General features: G+C 65.9%; 17 protein-coding genes and 2 pseudogenes. 12 read left to right on the top strand and 7 right to left on the bottom strand.

The annotated features are described in order from the left end of the window. Nucleotides 1-37: 37 nt before the first annotated feature. The 4 genes from tgt to secF all read left to right on the top strand — a co-directional run bounded on the left by tgt (nucleotide 38) and on the right by secF (nucleotide 4,716). Nucleotides 38-1,177: a tRNA guanosine(34) transglycosylase Tgt gene (tgt, locus tag ACTHJ1_RS11330; RefSeq protein WP_440192186.1), complete on the top strand. Its 1,140-nt coding sequence runs from the start codon at nucleotides 38-40 to the stop codon at nucleotides 1,175-1,177. A 162-nt stretch (nucleotides 1,178-1,339) separates the two neighbouring features. Beyond that, nucleotides 1,340-1,681 carry a preprotein translocase subunit YajC gene (gene yajC / locus ACTHJ1_RS11325; RefSeq protein ID WP_440192183.1) on the top strand — a complete coding sequence of 114 codons (342 nt, stop codon included), beginning with the start codon at nucleotides 1,340-1,342 and terminating at the stop codon, nucleotides 1,679-1,681. A 114-nt stretch (nucleotides 1,682-1,795) separates the two neighbouring features. Continuing rightward, nucleotides 1,796-3,724 (top strand): protein translocase subunit SecD, encoded by a 1,929-nt coding sequence (gene secD, locus ACTHJ1_RS11320; protein ID WP_440192180.1) that lies wholly within the window; start codon nucleotides 1,796-1,798, stop codon nucleotides 3,722-3,724. A 53-nt stretch (nucleotides 3,725-3,777) separates the two neighbouring features. Beyond that, nucleotides 3,778-4,716 (top strand): protein translocase subunit SecF, encoded by a 939-nt coding sequence (gene secF, locus ACTHJ1_RS11315; RefSeq protein WP_440192177.1) that lies wholly within the window; start codon nucleotides 3,778-3,780, stop codon nucleotides 4,714-4,716. Nucleotides 4,717-4,796: 80 nt separating this feature from the next. Here secF and ACTHJ1_RS11310 read toward each other — a convergent pair. From ACTHJ1_RS11310 to ACTHJ1_RS11280, 7 genes and pseudogenes are all read right to left on the bottom strand, one after another. Then, nucleotides 4,797-5,717 (bottom strand): annotated as a pseudogene (locus ACTHJ1_RS11310) (NAD(P)H-dependent flavin oxidoreductase). A 34-nt stretch (nucleotides 5,718-5,751) separates the two neighbouring features. Then, nucleotides 5,752-7,014, bottom strand: a complete 1,263-nt coding sequence (locus ACTHJ1_RS11305; protein ID WP_440192174.1) for a CaiB/BaiF CoA transferase family protein — start codon at nucleotides 7,012-7,014, stop codon at nucleotides 5,752-5,754. A gap of 26 nt (nucleotides 7,015-7,040) precedes the next feature. After that, nucleotides 7,041-7,850: an oxepin-CoA hydrolase, alternative type gene (locus ACTHJ1_RS11300; protein WP_440192171.1), complete on the bottom strand. Its 810-nt coding sequence runs from the start codon at nucleotides 7,848-7,850 to the stop codon at nucleotides 7,041-7,043. Further along, on the bottom strand, nucleotides 7,847-8,983 hold the full coding sequence (locus tag ACTHJ1_RS11295) for an acyl-CoA dehydrogenase family protein (RefSeq protein WP_440192168.1): 1,137 nt from the start codon (nucleotides 8,981-8,983) through the stop codon (nucleotides 7,847-7,849). The genes ACTHJ1_RS11300 and ACTHJ1_RS11295 overlap by 4 nt, the downstream gene beginning before the upstream one ends. A gap of 18 nt (nucleotides 8,984-9,001) precedes the next feature. Next, nucleotides 9,002-10,213 carry an acyl-CoA dehydrogenase family protein gene (locus ACTHJ1_RS11290; protein ID WP_440192165.1) on the bottom strand — a complete coding sequence of 404 codons (1,212 nt, stop codon included), beginning with the start codon at nucleotides 10,211-10,213 and terminating at the stop codon, nucleotides 9,002-9,004. A 10-nt stretch (nucleotides 10,214-10,223) separates the two neighbouring features. Further along, nucleotides 10,224-11,405, bottom strand: coding sequence for an acetyl-CoA C-acyltransferase (locus ACTHJ1_RS11285; RefSeq protein WP_440192284.1), 1,182 nt, complete (start codon nucleotides 11,403-11,405; stop codon nucleotides 10,224-10,226). Then, entirely contained in the window at nucleotides 11,405-13,522 is a 2,118-nt protein-coding gene (locus ACTHJ1_RS11280; RefSeq protein ID WP_440192162.1) for a 3-hydroxyacyl-CoA dehydrogenase NAD-binding domain-containing protein, read from the bottom strand. The genes ACTHJ1_RS11285 and ACTHJ1_RS11280 overlap by 1 nt, the downstream gene beginning before the upstream one ends. A gap of 153 nt (nucleotides 13,523-13,675) precedes the next feature. Between ACTHJ1_RS11280 and ACTHJ1_RS11275 the strand changes: the two genes are divergently transcribed. The 8 genes and pseudogenes from ACTHJ1_RS11275 to ACTHJ1_RS11240 all read left to right on the top strand — a co-directional run. Then, nucleotides 13,676-14,587, top strand: coding sequence for a LysR family transcriptional regulator (locus ACTHJ1_RS11275; RefSeq protein WP_440192159.1), 912 nt, complete (start codon nucleotides 13,676-13,678; stop codon nucleotides 14,585-14,587). 149 nt (nucleotides 14,588-14,736) lie between these two features. Next, complete coding sequence (gene cynS / locus ACTHJ1_RS11270) at nucleotides 14,737-15,180, top strand: cyanase (RefSeq protein ID WP_440192156.1); 444 nt, start codon at nucleotides 14,737-14,739, stop codon at nucleotides 15,178-15,180. A 123-nt stretch (nucleotides 15,181-15,303) separates the two neighbouring features. Beyond that, the gene (locus ACTHJ1_RS11265) at nucleotides 15,304-16,119 is read left to right on the top strand and encodes a formate/nitrite transporter family protein (RefSeq protein WP_440192153.1); all 816 of its coding nucleotides are present in this window, start codon (nucleotides 15,304-15,306) and stop codon (nucleotides 16,117-16,119) included. 210 nt (nucleotides 16,120-16,329) lie between these two features. Next, entirely contained in the window at nucleotides 16,330-17,805 is a 1,476-nt protein-coding gene (miaB, locus tag ACTHJ1_RS11260; RefSeq protein WP_440192150.1) for a tRNA (N6-isopentenyl adenosine(37)-C2)-methylthiotransferase MiaB, read from the top strand. Continuing rightward, nucleotides 17,802-18,881 (top strand): PhoH family protein, encoded by a 1,080-nt coding sequence (locus tag ACTHJ1_RS11255; RefSeq protein ID WP_440192148.1) that lies wholly within the window; start codon nucleotides 17,802-17,804, stop codon nucleotides 18,879-18,881. The genes miaB and ACTHJ1_RS11255 overlap by 4 nt, the downstream gene beginning before the upstream one ends. Further along, complete coding sequence (gene ybeY / locus ACTHJ1_RS11250) at nucleotides 18,871-19,374, top strand: rRNA maturation RNase YbeY (protein WP_440192145.1); 504 nt, start codon at nucleotides 18,871-18,873, stop codon at nucleotides 19,372-19,374. The genes ACTHJ1_RS11255 and ybeY overlap by 11 nt, the downstream gene beginning before the upstream one ends. 65 nt (nucleotides 19,375-19,439) lie before the next feature. Continuing rightward, nucleotides 19,440-20,330 (top strand): HlyC/CorC family transporter, encoded by an 891-nt coding sequence (locus tag ACTHJ1_RS11245; protein WP_440192142.1) that lies wholly within the window; start codon nucleotides 19,440-19,442, stop codon nucleotides 20,328-20,330. Beyond that, a pseudogene (locus ACTHJ1_RS11240) lies at nucleotides 20,327-20,610 on the top strand (apolipoprotein N-acyltransferase); the annotation flags it as partial. The gene ACTHJ1_RS11245 and the pseudogene ACTHJ1_RS11240, both read left to right, overlap by 4 nt.

Raw genomic sequence — 20,610 nt, 5'->3', positions numbered from 1 at the left:
CTACGCTCCCTATGTTCGCGGCCGCGCGAAGGCTGACATGACCGGATTGAACTTCGAACTCCTGGCCACCGACGGCGCTGCGCGCCGCGGCCGCATGACCCTGAACCACGGCGTGGTCGAAACGCCCATCTTCATGCCGGTGGGCACGTACGGCAGCGTCAAGGGCATGCTTCCGCACGAACTGAAGGACATCGGCGCGCAGATCGTGCTGGGCAATACCTTCCACCTGTGGCTGCGCCCCGGCACCCAGGTGCTGGACAAGCACGGCGGCCTGCACGGCTTCATGCAATGGAACAAGCCTATCCTCACCGATTCGGGGGGCTTTCAGGTTTTCAGCCTGCAGGGCATGCGCAAGATCACGGAAGAAGGCGTCAAGTTCGCCTCGCCCATCGACGGCGCGCGGCTCTTTCTCACGCCCGAGGAATCCATGCGCATCCAGAAGTCGCTCAATTCCGACATCGCCATGGTCTTCGACGAATGCACGCCCTACGAGATCAAGGGCCGGCCGGCCACGGTGGACGAAGCCGCCAGGTCGATGCGCATGTCGCTGCGCTGGGCGCGCCGCTCGCGCGACGAATTCGAACGCCTGGGCAATCCCAACGCGCTGTTCGGCATCGTGCAGGGCGGCATGTTCGAAACCCTGCGCGACGAGTCGCTGGCGGGCCTGGCGGACATCGGCTTTCACGGCTATGCCATCGGCGGCCTGTCGGTGGGCGAGCCCAAGGAAGACATGATGCGCATCCTCGCGCACGTCACGCCGCGCCTGCCGACCGACCGCCCGCGCTACCTGATGGGCGTGGGCACGCCCGAAGACCTGGTGGAAGGCGTGGCGCGCGGCGTCGACATGTTCGACTGCGTCATGCCCACCCGCAACGCCCGCAACGGCTGGCTATTCACCCGCCACGGCGACCTCAAGATCCGCAACGCCCGCTACCGCGACGACACGCGCCCGCTCGACCCCACCTGCCGCTGCCACACCTGCGCCCATTTTTCACGCGCCTACCTGCATCATCTGCAGCGCGCCAACGAAATCTCCGGCGCCCGGCTCAACACGCTACATAACCTGCACTTCTACCTGGACCTGATGGGCCAGATGCGCGAGGCCATCGCCGAAGGCCGCTTCCAGGCCTGGCGCGAACAGTTTGCCGCCGACCGGGCCCGCGGCGTAGGGGATTAGGTTCTTTCCGCGGCGAGATCCGTCCCCCAGATTGCGGGCCCGGATCCGAAACATCGACCCGCTATACTAGTCGGCTTGCTCTGTCCAAACCCGACGCGGGGGGACAGACCACAAAGCAGAACGCACAGAGACAATAGAAACATTCAACCCGGAGTCACCGACATGTCCGTCCTCAACACCGCAACGCTCATCCTGGGCCAGGCCGCCGGCACTGGCAATTCGCTCATGAGCATGCTGCCCATTCTGCTGATGTTCGTGATCCTCTATTTCCTGATGATCCGTCCGCAGATGAAGCGCCAGAAAGAAACCCGCAATATGATCTCGGCCCTGGCCAAGGGCGACGAGATCGTCACCGCGGGCGGCCTGCTGGGCAAGGTCACCAAGGTCACCGACACCCACATCACCGCCGAAGTGGCCGAACTGGCCGACAAGCCGATCGAAGTCGTCCTGCAAAAGAGCGCCGTCACCGGCGTGCTGCCCAAAGGCACCATCAAGGCCCTGTAAGAACCGGATCCGAACCGCCGACCCGGTCACGGTCCGCAAACCGAACGCCGCCGCGCCTTTTCGCGGCGGCTTTGCCATCCGGCCCGAAGCGCCGCTCAATTCTCCCTGCTGGCAATGAACCGCTACCCTCTCTGGAAATACATCACGGTGCTCGCCGCGCTCGTGATCGGCCTGATCTACACGCTGCCCAATTTCTACGGCGAAGCGCCTGCCGTGCAGGTGTCCAGCGCCAAGGCCGTCATCAAGGTCACGCCGGACATGGTGGAACAGATCCGGCAAGTCCTCGATGCCGCCAAACTGCCGCCGGTCAGCATCTACTACGCGCAAAGCGGCACGCTCGGCACCATCCGCGTGCGCTATGCCAATACCGACCAGCAACTGGCCGCGCGCGACGCCCTGGATCATGCGCTCAACACCGACCGCACCGACCCGCACTACACCGTCGCGCTCAACCTGATTCCCGCCTCGCCTCCCTGGATGCGCTCGCTCGGCTTCTTCGAGCCCCGCCCCATGTACCTGGGCCTGGATCTGCGCGGCGGCGTGCACTTCCTGCTGCAGGTCGACATGAAGGGTGCGCTGACCGCGCGCTACGACGCGCTGGCCGGCGACATCCGCAGCGCCCTGCGCGACAACAAGATCGCCGTGACCAACGTCGAACGCACCGGCCAGTCCGTCACCGCGACCTTCGCCAGCGCGGACGACCGCAGCAGGGCACGCGACGACCTGCGCAGCCGCATGCCCGACCTGCAGCTGAGCACCAGCGAAGATGCCGGCAAGTTCCTGCTGACCGGAGAACTGTCCTCGTCGGCCATCACCCAGGTGCAGAACTCGGCCATCACCCAGAACATCGCCACGCTGCATAACCGCATCAACGAGCTGGGCGTGGCCGAACCCGTCATCCAGCAGCAGGGCTCGGACCGCATCGTGGTCGAACTGCCCGGCGTGCAGGACATCGCCAAGGCCAAGGAAATGCTGGGCCGCACCGCCACGCTGCAGATCCGCATGGTCGACGACTCGGCTTCGGCCATGGCCGCGCTTGCCAGCGGCACCGTGCCCTTCGGCCTCGAGCGCTACACCGATCGCGACGGCCGTCCGATCCTGGTGCGCCGCCAGGTCATCCTCACCGGCCAGAACCTGCAGAACGCGCAGGCAGGCAGAGATCAACAGACCCAGCAGCCCGCCGTGAACCTCACGCTGGACGACAAGGGCACGCGCATCTTCCGCGACGTCACGCGCGACAATATCGGCAAGCGCATGGCCATCCTGCTGTTCGAAAACGGCAAGGGCGAGGTCGTCACCGCGCCGGTCATCCGCACCGAAATCGACGGCGGCCAGGTGCAGATCTCGGGCAGCATGACGGCCGAAGAGGCCGCCGACACGGCGCTGCTGCTGCGCGCCGGCTCGCTCGCCGCGCCCATGAGCATCATCGAAGAGCGCACCATCGGCCCCAGCCTGGGCGCCGACAACATCGCCAAGGGGTTCCACTCCACGCTCTACGGCTTCATCGCGATCGCGATCTTCATCCTCATTTACTACCACGTGTTCGGCCTGTTCTCGACACTGGGCCTGTCGTTCAACCTGCTGCTGCTGCTGGCGGTGCTATCGATGCTGCAGGCCACGCTGACCTTGCCCGGCATTGCGGCCATCGCGCTCACGCTGGGCATGGCCATCGACTCGAACGTACTGATCAACGAGCGCATACGCGAAGAGCTGCGCAACGGTGCCACGCCGCAACAGGCCATCTCCCAGGGCTTCGAGCGCGCCTGGGGCACCATCCTCGACTCGAACATCACCACGCTGATCGTGGGCCTGGCGCTGCTGGCCTTCGGCTCGGGCCCGGTACGCGGTTTCGCGGTGGTGCACTGCCTGGGCATCGTCACGTCGATGTTCTCGGCGGTGGTGGGCGTGCGCGCCCTGGCCAACTTCTGGTATGGCCGCCAACGCAAACTGACCCGGATCTCGATCGGCACGGTCTGGAAGCCCGTCGAGGGCAAGGCCGGCGACGGCAAGGCACCTGCCAAGAAAACCACCGCAAAACAGTGATCCAACCAGATTGATGCCCGCGGGGGACGTCGAGCCCCCCGAATGAGAAAACCATGGAATTTTTCCGGATTCATCGCAGCATCCCCTTCATGCGCCACGCGCTGGTGCTGAACATCATCAGCCTGGTCACGTTCCTGGCGGCGGTGTTCTTCATCGCGACGCGGGGCTTTCACCTGTCCATCGAATTCACCGGCGGCACGGTGATGGAAGTCCACTACGCGCAAACCGTCCAGCTCGAAGAGGTGCGCGGCGCCATGACCAAGCTGGGCTACAACCCCAACGACTTCCAGGTTCAGAGCTTCGGCACCTCGCGCGACGTGATGATCCGCCTGCCGCTGGTGCACGGCCAGACGTCGTCGGCGCAAAGCGACGCCGTGCTGGGCGCGCTCAAGGCCGCCGATGCGTCGGTGCAGTTGCGCAGCGTCGAGTTCGTCGGTCCGCAGGTGGGCAAAGAACTGTTCCACAACGGCCTGATGGCGCTGCTGGTCGTGGTGGCCGGCATCGTCGTCTACCTGGCCTTCCGCTTCGAGTGGAAATTCGCCGTGGCCGGGGTGCTGGCCAACCTGCACGACGTGGTCATCATCCTGGGCTTCTTCGCCTTCTTCCAGTGGGAGTTCTCGCTGTCCGTCCTGGCCGGCGTGCTGGCGGTGCTGGGCTATTCGGTGAACGAGTCCGTGGTGATCATGGACCGGATCCGCGAGAACTTCCGCAAGATGCGCAAGGCGACGGTGCGCGAAGTGATCAACAGCGCCATCACGCAGACGATCTCCCGCACCGTCATCACCCACGCCTGTACGCAGATCATGGTGCTCTCCATGTTGTTCCTGGGCGGCCCCACCCTGCACTACTTCGCCCTGGCGCTGACCATCGGCATCTGGTTCGGCATCTACTCGTCGGTCTTCGTGGCCGCGGCCCTGGCCATGTGGATGGGCGTCAAGCGAGAGGACCTGATCAAGCAGGTCAAAAAGGACGAAAGCGAATTGCTCTCCTGATCGACGTGCCTGCCGATCATGGCAGCCGAAAAATCGGGGGCTCCGCGGAGCCCCCGATTTTTTTGCCGAACCGGTTCCGGTCATGAGCCCAGCAATCGCGCTCGGGCCGCCTGGTACTGCGCGGCCAGCCCGTCGATGAACGCGGCGGCGGGCGCCACGCGGCCCACGACGCCCACCCCTTGCCCCGAACCCCAGATATCTTTCCACGGCCTGGGCGCGCCGGCCGCATAGTCGCGCGCATCCGACGGCAGATCGTGCGGATCCAGGCCGGCGTTGCGTATCGAGGCGGCCAGGTAATTGCCGTGCACCCCGGTGAACAGATTGCTGTAGACGATGTCGTCGGACGTCGCGTCCACGATCGCCTGTTTGTAGGCGTCCGAGGCATTGGCATCGCGCGTGGCGATGAATGGCTAGCCGATATAGTCCAGCTCGGCGCCCATGGCCTGCGCGGCCAGAATGGCGTCGCCGGTGGCGATGGCGCCTGACAGCGCCAGCGGACCGTCGAACCACTGGCGAATCTCTTGCACCAGCGCGAAAGGACTGCGCGTGCCCGCATGACCGCCCGCGCCCGCCGCCACGGCGATCAGCCCGTCGGCGCCCTTCTCGACAGCCTTGTGCGCAAACGCGTTGTGAATCACGTCGTGCAAGGTCACGCCGCCCCAGGCGTGCACGGCGCGGTTGATTTCCTCGCGTGCGCCCAGGCTGGTGATGATGACGGGTACCTTGTGCTTCTCGCATACCGCCAGGTCTTCCTCCAGGCGGGCATTGCTCTTGTGCGCGATCAGGTTGACGGCATAGGGCTCGCCGCCGTCCAGGCTGGCGCCGATCTCGGCCAGCCAGTCGTCGAGCTGCGAGCTGGGCCGGGCGTTGAGCGCGGGCATGGCGCCGACGATGCCGGCCTTGCACTGGGCGATCAACAGCGCAGGCGTGCTGATGATGAAAAGCGGCGAACCGATGACCGGCAGCCTCAGATTCTGGAATGCGGCGGGCATTCGGGGCATGAGCGTTCTTCCTCGGTATAGCGTTCGACGCGCCTCAGTCGGAGGCGGCAGACGCGTCGGGCAAGGTCGGCACGCCCCGGTCGCGCAAGGCGGCCAGTTCGGCGTCGGTCAGGTTCAACAGGTCGCGCAGCACGTCGCGCGTGCCCTCGCCCAGGATAGGCGGGGCATTGCGCACAGGCAGGCGCTGTCCGTCAAGGCGATAGGGCGGCGCGAATGTATGCATCTTGCCGGCCACGGGATGCGGCATCTCGCGCAGCAGCCCGCCATGGCGCGTGGCCTCGCTGGTCAGCGCCTCGTGCAGACCCAGCACCTTGCCGCAAGGTATGCCCGCGGCCTGCATGCGCTGCAGCAGCAGGTCGCGCGGGTAGGTCTTGAGCAGATCCGTCAGCATGGCAAGCAGCGCCACCCGGTTCCTGCCCCGTTCGACGTTGGTGGCGTAGCGCGGATCCTCGACGATGTCGGGTCGCATCAGCACCTGCCGGCAGAACTTGTCGAACTGCGCGTTGTTGCCCACGGTGATGATGAGCGGACCGTCGGCCGATTCGAACATGCCGTAGGGCACGATCGATGGGTGGGCGTTACCGTAGCGCCTGGGGTCGCGGCCCAGCAGCATGGCGTCCAGCGCGTAATAACTGGAGATCATGATCCCGCAGTCGTACAGCGCCATCTCGATCAGGCGCCCCCGGCCCGTGCGTTCGCGGCGAAACAACGCCGCCAGCACGGCCTGTGCGGCGTACATGCCCGTCATCATGTCGACGATGGCGACGCCGAATTTCAACGGCGGCTGCTCGGCCTCGCCGTTGATCGCCATGAGCCCCGTCTCGCCCTGGATGACCAGATCGTAGCCGGGCCGCGCAGCCTGCGGACCGGAGATGTCGTAGCCGGCGATGGCGCAATAGATCAGATCCGGCTTGACCGCCTTGAGCTGCTCGTAGCCCAGCCCCAGTTTCTCGGCCCCGCCATGCTTGAAATTGTGGATCACCACGTCGAACCGCGGCAGCATCTCGCGCACGAGCCGCGCGCCCTCCTGCGATTGCAGGTCCAGCGTGACCGAGCGCTTGTTGCGGTTCATGGCCGAGTAGTAGGTGGTCTCGGTCTTGCCGATGCGCATGCCCCAGTCGCGCGTGTCGTCGCCGCGGCCGGGGTGCTCCACCTTGATCACGTCGGCGCCGAAGTCGGCCAGCACCTGGCCGCACAGCGGCCCGGCAAAAACGCGCGACAGATCCAGCACGCGCACGCCCTCGAGCGGCAAATCCATATTGCCCTGCCGCGACATGTCGTCTGCTCCGGCATTCATTGTGTCTTGTCTCCTCGCTGTCCCGCTCAGCCGCCGCGACCGCGCAGCCCGGCATAGTCAGGCGGCCGCTTTTCCAGGAAGGCGCCGATGCCCTCGCGCGACTCTTCGGTGCCTTGCGAACGCACCATGCATTCGGCCTCAGCATCGAGCTGCCGCGCCAGTGTATTGGCGTAGGCCGAACGGCACAGCGCCTTGATGCGCGTCATGGCCTGCTCCGGCCCGGCGGCCACGCGTCCGGCCAGCGCAAGCGCCTGTGCCAGCGCCTGGCCCGGCTCGGCCAGCCGGTTCACCGCGCCCAGCGCGTGCATGCGCTCGCCGCTGACGCGTTCGCCCGTCAGGCACAGCTCGGTGAGCACCTGGCGCGACAGATGCTCGGCCAGGAAGGCCGTGGCGCCGCCGTCCGGCGTCAGCCCTACCTTCACGTAAGCCACGGAAAACACCGCGTCGCGCGCCGCCACCAGCATGTCGCAGGCCAGCGCCAGCGACAGGCCGGCTCCCGCTGCCGCGCCCTCCACCGCCGCGATCACCGGCTTGGGAAAATCGCCCAGAGCACGGATGAGATCGTGCAGCCCTTCGATCCTGGCGCGGCGCGCCTCGAGAGGAAGTTCGCGCCGCCCGGCCAGCTGGCGCAGATCGCCGCCGGAGCAGAAGTGCCCGCCCTCGCCGGTGAGCACCACGGCGCCCACGCCGGGATCGGCCGCGGCATCTGCGAGCGCCCGGGCAAGCGCCGCATAGAGCTCGGGCGACAATGCGTTGCGGGCCCGCGGATTGTTGTTGCTCAGCACCTGGACGGCGCCCTCGCGGCGCGAAATCAGCACTTGCCCTTCGGCGCTCATGCCGGCCGGCCCAGTTCGATGTAGCGGGCCAGATGATGATCTTCGTCGCCGAACTGATGATCGATCATGACCAGACGTTTGGCGTAGTGCGCCATGGGCAACTCCCAGGTCATGCCGATGCCGCCGTGCAGCTGGATGCTTTCTTCGGCCACCAGGGCGCCGATCCTGCCCGTGCTGTACTTGGCCGCCGACAGGGCGCGTTCGCGCGTCACGCGATCGTCCTGATCGAGGGCGGCCGCCGCGTTGATCACGGCGGAGCGGGCCTGTTCGACCTCCAGCAGCAGCTCGGCCATGCGGTGCTGCAAAGCCTGGAAGCTGCCTATGGGCACGCCGAACTGCTTGCGTGTGCGCAGGTACTCCAGCGTCTGGTCCTTGGCCACATCCATCGCGCCCACCGCTTCGGCGCATAAGGCCAGGACCGCATAGCCGCTGATGCGCTCCAGCACGGCGACGCCTTCGCCTTCCCTGCCCAGCAGCGCGTCGGCGCCGACCCTGACATCGTTGAAGGTCAGCTCGGCCGCGCGGCCGCCTTCGAATCGGTTGTAGCCGCGCGCGGTCAGTCCGGCGGCGTCGCCGGGCACCAGGAACAGGCTGATGCCGGCCGCCTCGCCCGCGCGCCCGGCCGTGCGCGCCGACACCAGCAGCAGATCGGCCTTCTCGCCGAAGGGCACCACGCCCTTGCTGCCATTGATGATCCAGCCGTCGCCATCCTTGCGCGCCGCGGTCGAGACGTTCTCCAGCTCGTAGTGGCTGCCCGGTTCGTCGTGAGCCAGGGCCGCAATGCAGCGGCCGGCCACGATGCCCGCCAGCCCGGCTTTCTGCGCAGGCGTGCCAGCCAGGATCAAGGCCTGACCGACCACCAGCGCTCCCAGGATGGGTTCGGCCACCAAGCCGCGGCCCAGGCATTCGAACACGACGCTGATGTCGAAGCCCTTGCCGCCGAACCCGCCCTCTTCTTCGGGGAACAGCGCGCCGATGGCGCCGATCTCGGCGAACTGCGCATACAGCGCGGGACGATGGCCCAAAGCGCCGTAGGCGATCTCGTTGCGGGCCTCGATGCCGTACTGCTCGGAAACGAATCGGTTCAGCGTGTCCGCCAGCATGCGGCGGTCTTCGGTGTGTTCAAAGTTCATGACAACGTATCCCTTGCCTCACAAGCCCAGGATCATCTTGGAGATGATGTTCTTCTGGATTTCGTTGGAGCCGCCGAAGATGGACAATTTGCGATGATTGAAATAGGCCGCAGCCGCCGAGACGGCCTCCTGCGGCCCCACCGGCGGTTCGCCGTAGTCCGGATCGCGGGCTGCTTCGATATAGGGCGCGGCGTACGGCCCCATGGCGCGGCGCATCAGCGAAAAGATCTCCTGCCGTATTTCCGTGCCCTTGATCTTGAGCATGGAGCTTTCCGCGCCAGGCGCGCCGCCGCCGGCCGCCGCGGCATCGGCCGCCGCGGCAATCACCCGCAAGTTGGTGGTCTTCAGGTTCTCCAGATCGATCTCGACCCGGGCCATGCGGGCCGCGAAGAGCGGGTCCTGCGACAACGGCCTGCCCCGGTACTGCATGCGATCGGCCGCGATCTTGAGCCGCTCCAGCCCCGCCACCGAAAAACCCACGCCCGCGATATTGGTGCGCTCATAGGTCAGCAGATACTTGGCGTAAGTCCAGCCCTTGTTTTCTTCGCCGACCAGATTTTCGACGGGCACCTTTACGTCGGTGAAGAACACCTCGTTGACTTCGTGTTCGCCGTCGAGCGTGATGATGGGACGCACCTCCACGCCCGGCGTCTTCATGTCCACCAGCAGGAAGCTGATGCCCTGCTGGGGTTTGACGTTCTTGTCGGTGCGCACCAGGCAGAAGATCATGTTGGCGTGCTGCCCCAGCGTAGTCCAGGTCTTCTGGCCGTTGACGAGGTAGTGATCACCATCGCGCACCGCCGTGGTCTTGACCGAAGCCAGGTCCGAGCCCGAGCCCGGCTCCGAATAACCCTGGCACCACCAGTCGCGGCCGTCGAGAATGCGCGGCAGCCAGCGCTGCTTCTGCGCTTCGCTGCCGTACTTGATAAGCACCGGGCCGAGCATATTGATGCCGAACGGCACCAGGCGCGGGGCGTCGGCCAGCGCGCATTCGTTCTCGAAGATGAACCGCTGAACCGCGCCCCAGCCCGGTCCGCCGTACTGCACAGGCCAGTGATTCGCCAGCCAGCCGCGCTCGTTCAGCACGGCGTGCCAGCCTTCCATGTCTTCTTTGGACAGATGCAAGTTGTGCCTGACCTTGCGGGCCAGCGCGGCGGGCAGCTCGGCCTTCAGAAAGGCCCGGACCTCGTCGCGGAAAGCCGACTCTTCGGCCGTGAATTGCAGATCCATTAGCCCACCTTCAAAAAATTTCGAACAACCCGGCCGCGCCCATGCCGCCGGCGATGCACATCGTGGCGACGCCCCATCTGGCCTTGCGGCGGCAACCTTCCAGCAGCAGGTGCCCCGCCAGTCGAGCACCCGTCATGCCGAAGGGATGGCCGATGGCGATCGCGCCGCCGTTCACGTTCAGACGCTCGGATGGAATGCCCAGACGCTGCTGACAGTAGATCGCTTGCGAGGCGAAGGCCTCGTTGAGTTCCCACAAATCGATGTCTTCGACCTTCAGGCCATGGCGTTCGAGCAGTTTGGGCACTGCGAACACCGGACCGATGCCCATTTCGTCGGGCTCGCAGCCGGCCACGGCAAAACCGCGGAACGCGCCCAGCGGCGCCAGGCCGGCGCGCTCGGCTTGCCTGGCCTCCATCAGCACGCAGGCCGATGCGCCGTCGGACAGCTGCGAGGCATTGCCGGCGGTGACGAACTGGCCCGGCCCTTTGACCGCAGCGAGTTTGGCGAGCGCCTCGTAAGTCGTGCCCGGGCGGTTGCAGGTGTCGCCCCCGACCGTCACTTCGCGTTGACTGACGGCGCCGGTTTCCTTGTCGGTGACGGCCATGACGGTCGTGACGGGAACGATTTCGTCGGCATGGCGGCCGGCCAGCTGCGCCGCCTCGGTCCTGCGCTGGCTCTCGAGCGAAAAGCGGTCCTGCGCCTCGCGGCTGATGCCGTAGCGATGCGCCACAATATCGGCGGTGTCGATCATCGCCATATACAGTTCGGGCTTGTGCTCGACGATCCACGGATCCAGGCCGGTGGCGCCGTCCTCCCGCGTGCGAATGCCGGAGATGCTTTCGACGCCGCCCGCGATCATGGCGTCCGCGCCGTTGCCCACGATGTGTCCGGCAGCCATGGCGATCGCCTGCAGGCCCGACGCGCAGAAGCGGTTGATCGTGGCGCCCGCGATCGACACCGGCAGGCCCGAACGAATGATCGCCTGGCGGGCAACGTTGCGGCCGGTGATGCCCTCAGGATAGCCGCAGCCCAGGATCGCGTCCTCGATCCATTCCGGGTCGATGCCCGCGCGGTCCACCGCGGCGCGCACGGCGAACGAGGCGAGCGCGGGGCCCGACGTGATGTTGAATTCGCCGCGGTGCGCCTTGGTCAGCGGTGTGCGTGCGGTCGATACGATGACGGCTTGGCGCATCATGCCCCCTTGTTGAGACTATCGAAGTTTCTGCCCTCGGCCACCAGCTTCTCGATGAGCGGCGACGGCTTCCAGAACAGGGCGTCTTCCTTGGCGAACTCGCGGATATCGGCGAGCACCTGGTCCAGCCCCACCATGTCGGCGTATTTCATCGGCCCCCCGCGATGCCGCGGAAAGCCGTAACCCGACAGGTACACCACGTCCACATCCAGCGGCCGCAAGGCAATGCCTTCATGCACGACGTTGGCGCCTTCGTTGATCATGGCGGCCATATAGCGGCGCATGATCTCGCTCTGCGTGAACTTGCGCGGCGCGATGCCTTTTTTCGCGCGCTCGGCTTCGACGATGGCCAGCACCTCGGGATCAGGCTGGCCCGCGCGCGCGCCCTCGGGGTACAGGTAATAGCCGCGCCGGGTCTTCTGGCCGAACCAGCCGCGCTCGCAGAGGCGGTCGGATATTTCCACATAGCGCGCTCTAGGGTCGCGCGTGGCGGCGCGGCGCTTGCGCGTGGCCCAGCCGATGTCGCCGCCCGCCAGATCGACCACCTGATAGGGCCCCATGGCGAAGCCGAAGTCGCGCACGGCTTCGTCCACCTCGTAAGGCGTGGCACCGTCTTCCATGATGTAGTCGGCAGCCTGGCGGTACACGGCCAGAATGCGATTGCCGATGAAACCGTCGCACACGCCCGCGCGCACCGGGGTTTTCTTGAGCTTCCTGGCCAGCTCGAAGGCCGTGGCGACCACGTCGGCCGACACCTTGGCCGGCACCACGATCTCCAGCAGCTTCATGATGTTGGCCGGGCTGAAGAAATGCAGGCCGACCACGTCCTGCGGGCGCGACGTCGCGCCCGCGATGGCGTCGATGTCCAGATACGAGGTGTTGGTCGCCAGCACCGCGCCCGGCTTGCAGACGCGGTCCAGCTCCTCGAACACGGCCTGCTTCACGTGCAGGTCCTCGAACACGGCCTCGATTACCAGATCGATGCCTGCGATGTCGTCGTAGGACGTGCTGCCCGCATAGCGCGCCATGACAGCCGCCTTGGCGTCGGGCGTCATGCGGCCTTTGGCGATGAGGCCGTCATAGACTTTTTCCACGTTGGCGCGGCCGCGCGCAAGGGATTCGGCATCGCGTTCGATCATGGTCACGGGCAGTCCGGCATCCAGGACGGACACCGCGATGCCCGCGCCCATGGTGCCCCCGCCGATCACGGCGACCGTATTGACGACGCGCGGCTGCGCGGCTTTGGACTCGGGCACCTTGGCCGTCTCGCGTTCGGCGAAGAAGGCATGGACGAGGCCGGCGCGCTGCGGGCTGTCCACGCACTGCAGGAACAGGGCGCGCTCGCGGGCCAGGCCTTCGTCGAAAGGCTGCTCGACGGCATTGCGCACGCACTCGACGATCTTCAGCGGCGAGAACAGGCCGCGCGATTTTCTGGCGGTCTCGGCGGCCAGCGCGTCCAGTTCGGCCAGCGCGGCCGCCGTGTCGGCAATGGCCAGATCGCGGGTGCGACGCACCGGCGCCTGATTTGCCAGCAGCTCGCGCACATAGGCCAGGCCCGCCTGCACGGAATCCTCGCCCTCGGCCAGCCGATCGATCAGGCCGGCGGCCTGCGCAGCCTTGCCCGACAGGGGCTTGCCGCTCAGCATGAGTTCGGTGGCCGCCTTCACGCCCATCAGGCGCGGCGCGCGCTGGGTGCCGCCCGCGCCGGGCAGCAGCCCCAGCGTCACTTCGGGCAGGCCCAGCCTGGCCGCGGGCAACGCCAGGCGATAGTGCGCGGACATGGCGACCTCCAGTCCGCCCCCGAGTGCAGGACCATGTATTGCGACCACCACGGGCTTGGCGCAGGCCTCGATCAGGTTGCACACCTCGGGCAGCGACGGCGGCTGCGGCGGTTTGCCGAATTCGCGGATATCGGCGCCGGCGATGAAAGCCTTGCCCGCGCCCACGATGAGCACGGCCTTCACCGCGGCATCCGCGCCGGCCCGCTCGATCGCGTCTTTCAAGCCGCGGCGCACGGCCACGCCCAGCGCATTGACGGGAGGATTGTCGATGGCGACCACCAGCACGTCGCCTTCGCGGCGGGTGGTGACCACGGAATCGGTATCGGGGGTGGACATGGCTTGCGCGTCTCCGTAGTTGGGCTGACCGTGCCGGACATCGCGCGGCCTTGATTCTGGATTTTGTCTTGGCAAGAAATTTTGCCAACGATAAATAGACTTTACAATTCCATGAAATATTGACAATCCGTACAAAATTATTTGACAAATACCATGGACCTCGCTGCCTTGACCCTGCTGGTGGAGATCATCGACAGCGGCAACCTGAGCCAAGCCGCGCGCAAGCTGAAAATGACGCGCGCCAACGTCAGCTATCACCTCGCTCAACTGGAAAAGGCCGCGGGCGTGCAGCTCGTGCATCGCACCACCCGCCGCGTCGAGCCGACGGAGGTGGGCATGCGCCTGTACCAGCACGGCCTGTCCATCCAGAACGAGATGCGCGCCGCGCGCGAAACCATCGCAGACCTCAGCCAGGGCCTACAGGGCCGCGTGGGCATCAGCGTACCCAGCGGCTACGGGCAGATGGTGATGAGCGACTGGCTCATCGAATTCAAACGCAGCTATCCCGGCATCGTACTGGACGTGCTGTTCGAGAACCGGGCCGACAACCTGCGCGACGAAGTGGACATCGCCATCCGCGTCATCTCCGAACCGCCCCCCTCTCTGATCGCGCGCAGCCTGGGCGAAATGCGCTATGTGGCCTGCGCCTCGCGGGACTATGCCCGCCAGCACGGGCTGCCGCGCACCCTCCAGGCGCTGCGTGACTCGCCGGTGATCACCGCCGGCGTCATCGGCCGGCACTTGCGCCTGTCGGCCTACCAGGGGCAAGCGCGTCAGGAGATCATGCTCGAACCGACGCTGATCTCCGAGCACTTCCCCTTTCTGCGTCAGGGCATCCTGGCCAGCCTGGGCGTGGGCCTGGTGCCCGACTACGTGGTGCGCGACAAGATAGCCACGGGCGAGGTCGCGACCACGCTGGACGAATACCGCCTCAGCATCTTCGGCATGCGCATGTATCTCATGTACATGCCCAACCGGCACCAGACCCGGGCGGTGCGCACCTGCATCGAATTTCTGCTGGAAAAAGCCAGGAAAGGCCAGGACATCGCCGCGCAGGCGCGCTGATCACGCACCGAGCCCGTCCGCGGCCATCGCAGTTCCCTCTGCGCAAAATCCGGATCCGCCGGCCATCGACCGCGCTGGCATCGTTTTTGCTCGCATCTGAGATAACCCGACGCCGAGCACGCCGACGGGTTCATCACGGAGGACTTTCTATGAGCCGACTTGCCGTTACCGAGAAAATCATCGCAGCGAAAGTATCCAAGGGGCTGAAATGGGGCGAGATCGCCGAAGCTGTGGGGCACTCCAAGGAGTGGGTCACCGCACTATGCCTGGGCCAGATGACCGCCACCGCCGAGCAGGCCAAAACGCTGGCCCGCTTGTTCGACCTCGGCGAGGACGACCAGAAATGGCTGCAGGTCGTGCCCAGCAAGGGTTCGCTGTCTACCGGCGTACCGACCGATCCCCTGATCTATCGGCTGTACGAAATCGTGAACGTTTACGGCACCTCGATCAAGGAGCTCATTCATGAAGAATTCGGCGACGGCATCATGAGTGCCATCGATTTTTCCATGGATATCACCCGCGAGCCGGATCCCAAGGGGGATCGGGTCCACATGGCCCTGTCCGGAAAGTTCCTGCCCTACAAAACGTATTGATTACCTGAAGGGCGTTTGCCCGCCGCGCGTCACGCCTTACTGCACACAACCGGTGCACGCGATCACCAATCCAGGGGGGATTGGACACGAAAGCGGTGCGTCTTCCATTTTCCAGGGGATCTCATGGCCTACCTAGCACCTCGCGAATTTGTCACCAAAATGGTGGACGCGGGCGAGTCCAAGCTCGTAATGTCCACGCGAGACACGCTGATCCGCGCCTACATGGCGGGGGCCATACTGGCCCTGGCGGCTGCCTTCGCCGTCACGATCAACGTGAATACCGGCAACGTCCTGGTGGGATCGCTGCTCTTTCCCGTGGGTTTCGTCATGCTGTATCTCATGGGGTTCGATCTGCTGACGGGCGTATTCACCCTGGCCCCGCTGGCGGTCATCGACAAGCGGCCCGGGGCAAGCTGGGGCGGCGTGCTGAGAAACTGGTTTCTCGTCTTTGTCGGCAATTTTGCCGGGGCGCTGACGGTCGCTCTGTTCATGGCCATCATCTCCACCTTCGGTTTCAGCGAAGCGCCCAACGCCATCGGCCTCAAACTGGGAGACATCGGTGTGGCCAGAACGCTGGGCTATGCGGCGCACGGCGGGGCCGGCATGCTAACGCTCTTTATTCGCGGCATGATGTGCAACTGGATGGTCTCGACCGGCGTCGTGGCAGCCATGATGTCGACCCAGGTGTCCGGCAAGGTCATCGCAATGTGGATGCCCATCCTGGTCTTTTTCTACATGGGGTTCGAGCATTCCGTGGTGAATATGTTCTTGTTCCCGCTGGCGCTGATGATGGGCGGGAAATTCACCATCGCAGACTATTTCATCTGGAACGAGATTCCGACCGTGCTCGGCAATCTGGTCGGTGGACTGACTTTTGTGGGCGCCACGCTCTACACCACCCACTACAAAACGGCGCCGAGCCGATCGATCAGCTTCTAAACCGTCGTTTCCTGCCGACACGCGCGACAGGCGTGACCGCCTGCCGATCCGGCCGAGGTCCGGCGCGGCTCGGCGCCTGCCGCCGCGCGGGCGCCGTGCCGCAGCCGAGACAGCGCCGGGGCTGCCGACGCACGGCATTCTGCTGCGACGCGTTAAAATAGAGGTTTACTTCTATCGCCCCCGGGATCAACACCCGCCACGGCGCACATCATGCAAGAAACCACCCTCTCGCGTCCCGGCGCCGCCGGTTCCACCGCAAAACGCGCCGGCGACAAGACCAAATCCATCCAGGGCAAGCACGGCGAGCCCATCGTTTCCACCGCATCCACCGCCTCGGGCGGCGCGCCCAAAAAGGTCTACATCCGCACCTTCGGCTGCCAGATGAACGAGTACGACTCGGACAAGATGCTCGACGTGCTGCACGCCGAGCACGGCCTGGAGGTGACCCAGACGCCGGAAGAAGCCGATGTCATTCTCTTTAACACCTGCTCGGTGCGCGAGAAAGCCCAGGAAAAAGTCTTTTCCGACCTGGGCCGAGCCAATCAGCTCAAGAAGGTCAATCCCAGCCTGGTGATCGGCGTGGGCGGCTGCGTGGCCAGCCAGGAAGGCGAGGCCATCGTCAAGCGCGCGCCTTATGTCGACGTGGTGTTCGGCCCGCAGACCCTGCACCGACTGCCCGAGCTCATCGACAAGCGCCGCGCCTCGGGCGCTTCGCAGGTGGACATCAGCTTTCCCGAAATCGAAAAGTTCGACAACATGCCGCCCTCGCGCGTCGAAGGCTCGACGGCTTTCGTCTCGATCATGGAAGGCTGCAGCAAGTACTGCAGCTTCTGCGTGGTGCCCTATACCCGCGGCGAGGAAGTTTCTCGCCCCTTCGACGACGTGCTGGTCGAGGTGGCCGACCTGGCCGATCAGGGCGTCAAGGAAGTCACGCTGCTGGGCCAGAACGTCAACGCCTATCGCGGCAAGATGGCCGACACGGACGAGATCGCCGACTTCGCCACGCTGCTCGAATACGTGCACGAGATCCCCGGTCTCGAGCGCATCCGCTACACCACCTCGCATCCCAAGGAAATGACCCAGCGCATGGTCGAGGCCTACGCCCGTCTGCCCAAGCTGGTGTCTTTCCTGCACCTGCCGGTGCAGGCCGGCAGCGACCGCGTGCTGTCCGCAATGAAGCGCGGCTACACCGCGCTGGAATTCAAGTCGGTGGTGCGCAAGCTGCGCGCCGCGCGGCCCAACCTGACGCTGTCCTCCGACTTCATCGTGGGCTTTCCCGGCGAGACCGAAGAAGATTTCGAAAAGACCATGAAGCTCATCGAAGACGTGGGTTTCGATACGTCGTTCTCGTTCGTCTATTCGCGCCGCCCGGGCACCCCCGCGGCCGACCTGCACGACGACACGCCGCAAGACGTGAAACTCAAGCGCCTGCAGCGCCTGCAGGCACTCATCAACGAACAGGCTGCCGCCATCGCGCAGGGCATGGTCGGCACGCGCCAGCGCATCCTGGTCGAAGGCCTCTCGCGCCGCGACGACAATGAACTCATGGGCCGCACCGAGAACAACCGCATCGTCAATTTCGCAGGGCCGGCCCGCCTGATCGGCCAGATGGTCGACGTTGTCATCACGCATGCCTATCCCAATTCGCTGCGCGCCAGCGTGGCCGATGTGGAAGCGGCCCGATGAGCACGGCCCGCGCATCCGCGAAAAAAGCCCGCTCCATGCCCGTCGTGGTCAACCTGGACGGCGACAACACGCACCTGGCCAACCTGTGCGGCCCGCTGGACGAGAACCTGCGCCAGCTGGCCGACGGCATGGGCGTGCACCTGGCGCGCCGCGGCAGCCGCGTCACCTTCGAAGGCGAGCAGGCGGCGCTGGCGGCGCGCGCGCTACGGCGCTTTTTCGACCAGGCCACGCACCGCGCCCTGTCCATCGACGACATACAACACGGCCTGGTGGAGATAGGCGTCACCCGCCCGGCGCAGGCACCGGGCAACGGCTCGGCCGAAACGCCCGCGACCGACGGGACCGATTCCCATGGGCCCGGCGCGAGTGGCGCCAACGGTTTGGATCTGCCGCCCGCCGGCGAAGACCTGGGCTTCGCTCTGCGCACGCGGCGCAGCGACTTGCGCCCGCGTACGCCGCGCCAGCGCGACTATCTCAATCACATCCTCAAGCACGACATCACTTTCGGCGTAGGCCCGGCAGGCACGGGCAAGACCTGGCTGGCGGTGGCCTGCGCCATCGACGCGCTCGAGCGCGAAACCGTGCAGCGTCTCGTGCTCACGCGCCCGGCGGTCGAAGCCGGCGAACGCCTGGGATTTCTGCCCGGCGACCTGGCGCAAAAGGTCGATCCTTATCTGCGCCCGCTGTACGACGCGCTCTACGACCTGATGGGCTTCGACAAGGTGCAGAAGCTGTTCGAGAAGCAGACCATCGAGATCGCGCCGCTGGCCTATATGCGCGGCCGCACGCTCAATCACGCTTTCGTCATTCTCGACGAAGCGCAGAACACCACGCCCGAGCAGATGAAGATGTTCCTCACCCGCATCGGCTTCGGCAGCAAGGCGGTGATCACAGGCGACCCGTCGCAAGTCGATTTGCCGCGCGGCCAGCAGAGCGGCCTCGCGCACGCGCTGCACGTGCTGGAAGACGTGCAGGGCATCGCCTCCACCCGCTTCACCAGCCGCGACGTGGTGCGTCACCCCCTGGTGGCGCGCATCGTCGACGCCTACGACCAGGCTGCGGCCGATGAGCAGTAAGCGCGCCGCGCCCGTGCAGGCAACCGTGGCGCTGTCGCTTTCCGTGCAATACGCCGCCGCCGAGCCGCGCCTGCCGCGCTGGCGCCTGCGCCGCTGGGCCGGCTACGCCCTGCAAGTGGCGGCGGCCGACGGCCTGGCCGAATTCGCCCGCGCGGAATTCAGCCTGCGCCTGGTCGGCCTGGCCGAAGGCCGCAAACTCAACCACGGCTTTCGCGGGCGCGACTACGCTACCAATGTGCTCACCTTCGAATACGGCGTCGACCCGCAAGGCACCGCGCGCGGCGACATCATCATCTGCGCGCCGGTGCTGGCGCGCGAGGCGCGCGAACAGCGCAAGCCCTTTCTGCACCATGCCGCGCACCTGACCGTTCACGGCGTTCTGCACGCCCTGGGTTACGATCACCTGAACACACGCGATGCGAGGCGCATGGAAGCGCTGGAAATCCAGGCCCTGGCGCGCATGGGCATCGCCGATCCCTACACCCTCGCATAAACACGGACACAAGCCGGCAACCTCCTTCGGTTATGCTGTCCGCTCCGCAACTTGTCCTCCGGACGATGTCAGACCCCTACCCTGCTGCCGACGCGACCGCGCGTCCCGCCAAAGCCTCCGGCAAATCCCTGATCGACCGCGTACTGGCGCTCGTGCGCCGCGAGCCCGAAGACCGCGAAGGCATCAAATCCTTTCTCGAAGCGGCCCATGAGCGCAACCTGCTCGACGCCGAAGCCTACAGCATGATCAAGGGCGCCCTGGCGGTCTCCGAACGTACTGTGGCCGACATCATGGTGCCGCGTCCGCGCATGGACCTGCTCGACATCGCGCAGCCCCTGCCGCAATTGGTGGCCACCATTATCGAGACCGGCCACTCGCGCTTTCCGGTCTACGAAGACGACCGCGACAATATCCTGGGCATCCTGCTGGCCAAGGATCTGCTGCGCTGCATGCTCGAAGCCGATCTCGACATCCGCGCGCTGCTGCGCCCGGCCATGTTCATCCCCGAGGCCAAGCGCCTGAACGTGCTGCTGCACGACTTCCAGCAGGGCAGCATCCACCAGGCCATCGTCATCGACGAGCACGGCGGCATCTCGGGCCTGGTCACCATGGAAGACGTGCTCGAGGAAATCGTCGGCGACATCGAAGACGAATTCGACGACGACGAGGAAGAATCCATCTTCCCCGAAGGCGAGAACCAGTGGCGCCTGATGGCCTCGACCCAGATCGACCACTTCAACGAAACCTTTCACACCGACCTGCCCGACGACGAGTACGACAGTGTCGGCGGATGGCTGGGCGGCCAGCTCGGACGCATTCCCAAGCGCGGCGACAGCGCCACCTACGGCGAGCTGCGCATCGACGTCATCCGCGCCGACGCGCGCCGTGCCCTGTGGCTGCGTGCCCGCCGCATGCCTCAGGCGCGCCCTCCGGCATCCGACACGCCCGCCGCATGAACGCCGTGGCGTCGCGCCGGAACGTGACCCTGCCGGTCGTCGTGACGCTGGCGGGCGCGGCACAGGCCCTGACCTTCGCCCCCGACCCGCTGCCCGACAGCGTACTGGCGCTAGTGCAGATCCTGACGCTGGCCGTGCTCGCACGCGTCACACTGCACAGCGCAGGCGCCCGTCAGGCCTTGCTGCGCGGCTGGTGGTACGCCACGGTGTATTTCAGCATCGGTCTTTACTGGCTGTACGTCAGCATGCACGACTACGGCGACCTGTCCGCGCCGCTGGC

It is taken from the genome of Bordetella sp., assembly GCF_051960075.1.
In the GTDB taxonomy this organism is placed as follows: domain Bacteria; phylum Pseudomonadota; class Gammaproteobacteria; order Burkholderiales; family Burkholderiaceae_B; genus Bordetella.
The sequence above is the reverse complement of the archived record's forward strand: the minus strand, read 5'-3'. Positions and strand labels throughout refer to the sequence as shown.

What these genes read in the sequence shown, in the direction of transcription:
- ACTHJ1_RS11290 (WP_440192165.1), bottom strand. Translation starts at nt 10,213, where the DNA reads ATGGATCTGCAATTCACGGCCGAAGAGTCGGCTTTCCGCGACGAGGTC.
- ACTHJ1_RS11280 (WP_440192162.1), bottom strand. Translation starts at nt 13,522, where the DNA reads ATGTCCACCCCCGATACCGATTCCGTGGTCACCACCCGCCGCGAAGGC.
- yajC (WP_440192183.1), top strand. Translation starts at nt 1,340, where the DNA reads ATGTCCGTCCTCAACACCGCAACGCTCATCCTGGGCCAGGCCGCCGGC.
- secD (WP_440192180.1), top strand. Translation starts at nt 1,796, where the DNA reads ATGAACCGCTACCCTCTCTGGAAATACATCACGGTGCTCGCCGCGCTC.
- cynS (WP_440192156.1), top strand. Translation starts at nt 14,737, where the DNA reads ATGAGCCGACTTGCCGTTACCGAGAAAATCATCGCAGCGAAAGTATCC.
- ACTHJ1_RS11265 (WP_440192153.1), top strand. Translation starts at nt 15,304, where the DNA reads ATGGCCTACCTAGCACCTCGCGAATTTGTCACCAAAATGGTGGACGCG.
- ACTHJ1_RS11305 (WP_440192174.1), bottom strand. Translation starts at nt 7,014, where the DNA reads ATGAATGCCGGAGCAGACGACATGTCGCGGCAGGGCAATATGGATTTG.
- ACTHJ1_RS11245 (WP_440192142.1), top strand. Translation starts at nt 19,440, where the DNA reads ATGTCAGACCCCTACCCTGCTGCCGACGCGACCGCGCGTCCCGCCAAA.
- secF (WP_440192177.1), top strand. Translation starts at nt 3,778, where the DNA reads ATGGAATTTTTCCGGATTCATCGCAGCATCCCCTTCATGCGCCACGCG.
- ACTHJ1_RS11300 (WP_440192171.1), bottom strand. Translation starts at nt 7,850, where the DNA reads ATGAGCGCCGAAGGGCAAGTGCTGATTTCGCGCCGCGAGGGCGCCGTC.
- ybeY (WP_440192145.1), top strand. Translation starts at nt 18,871, where the DNA reads ATGAGCAGTAAGCGCGCCGCGCCCGTGCAGGCAACCGTGGCGCTGTCG.
- ACTHJ1_RS11295 (WP_440192168.1), bottom strand. Translation starts at nt 8,983, where the DNA reads ATGAACTTTGAACACACCGAAGACCGCCGCATGCTGGCGGACACGCTG.
- miaB (WP_440192150.1), top strand. Translation starts at nt 16,330, where the DNA reads ATGCAAGAAACCACCCTCTCGCGTCCCGGCGCCGCCGGTTCCACCGCA.
- ACTHJ1_RS11255 (WP_440192148.1), top strand. Translation starts at nt 17,802, where the DNA reads ATGAGCACGGCCCGCGCATCCGCGAAAAAAGCCCGCTCCATGCCCGTC.
- ACTHJ1_RS11275 (WP_440192159.1), top strand. Translation starts at nt 13,676, where the DNA reads ATGGACCTCGCTGCCTTGACCCTGCTGGTGGAGATCATCGACAGCGGC.
- tgt (WP_440192186.1), top strand. Translation starts at nt 38, where the DNA reads ATGACCGGATTGAACTTCGAACTCCTGGCCACCGACGGCGCTGCGCGC.
- ACTHJ1_RS11285 (WP_440192284.1), bottom strand. Translation starts at nt 11,405, where the DNA reads ATGCGCCAAGCCGTCATCGTATCGACCGCACGCACACCGCTGACCAAG.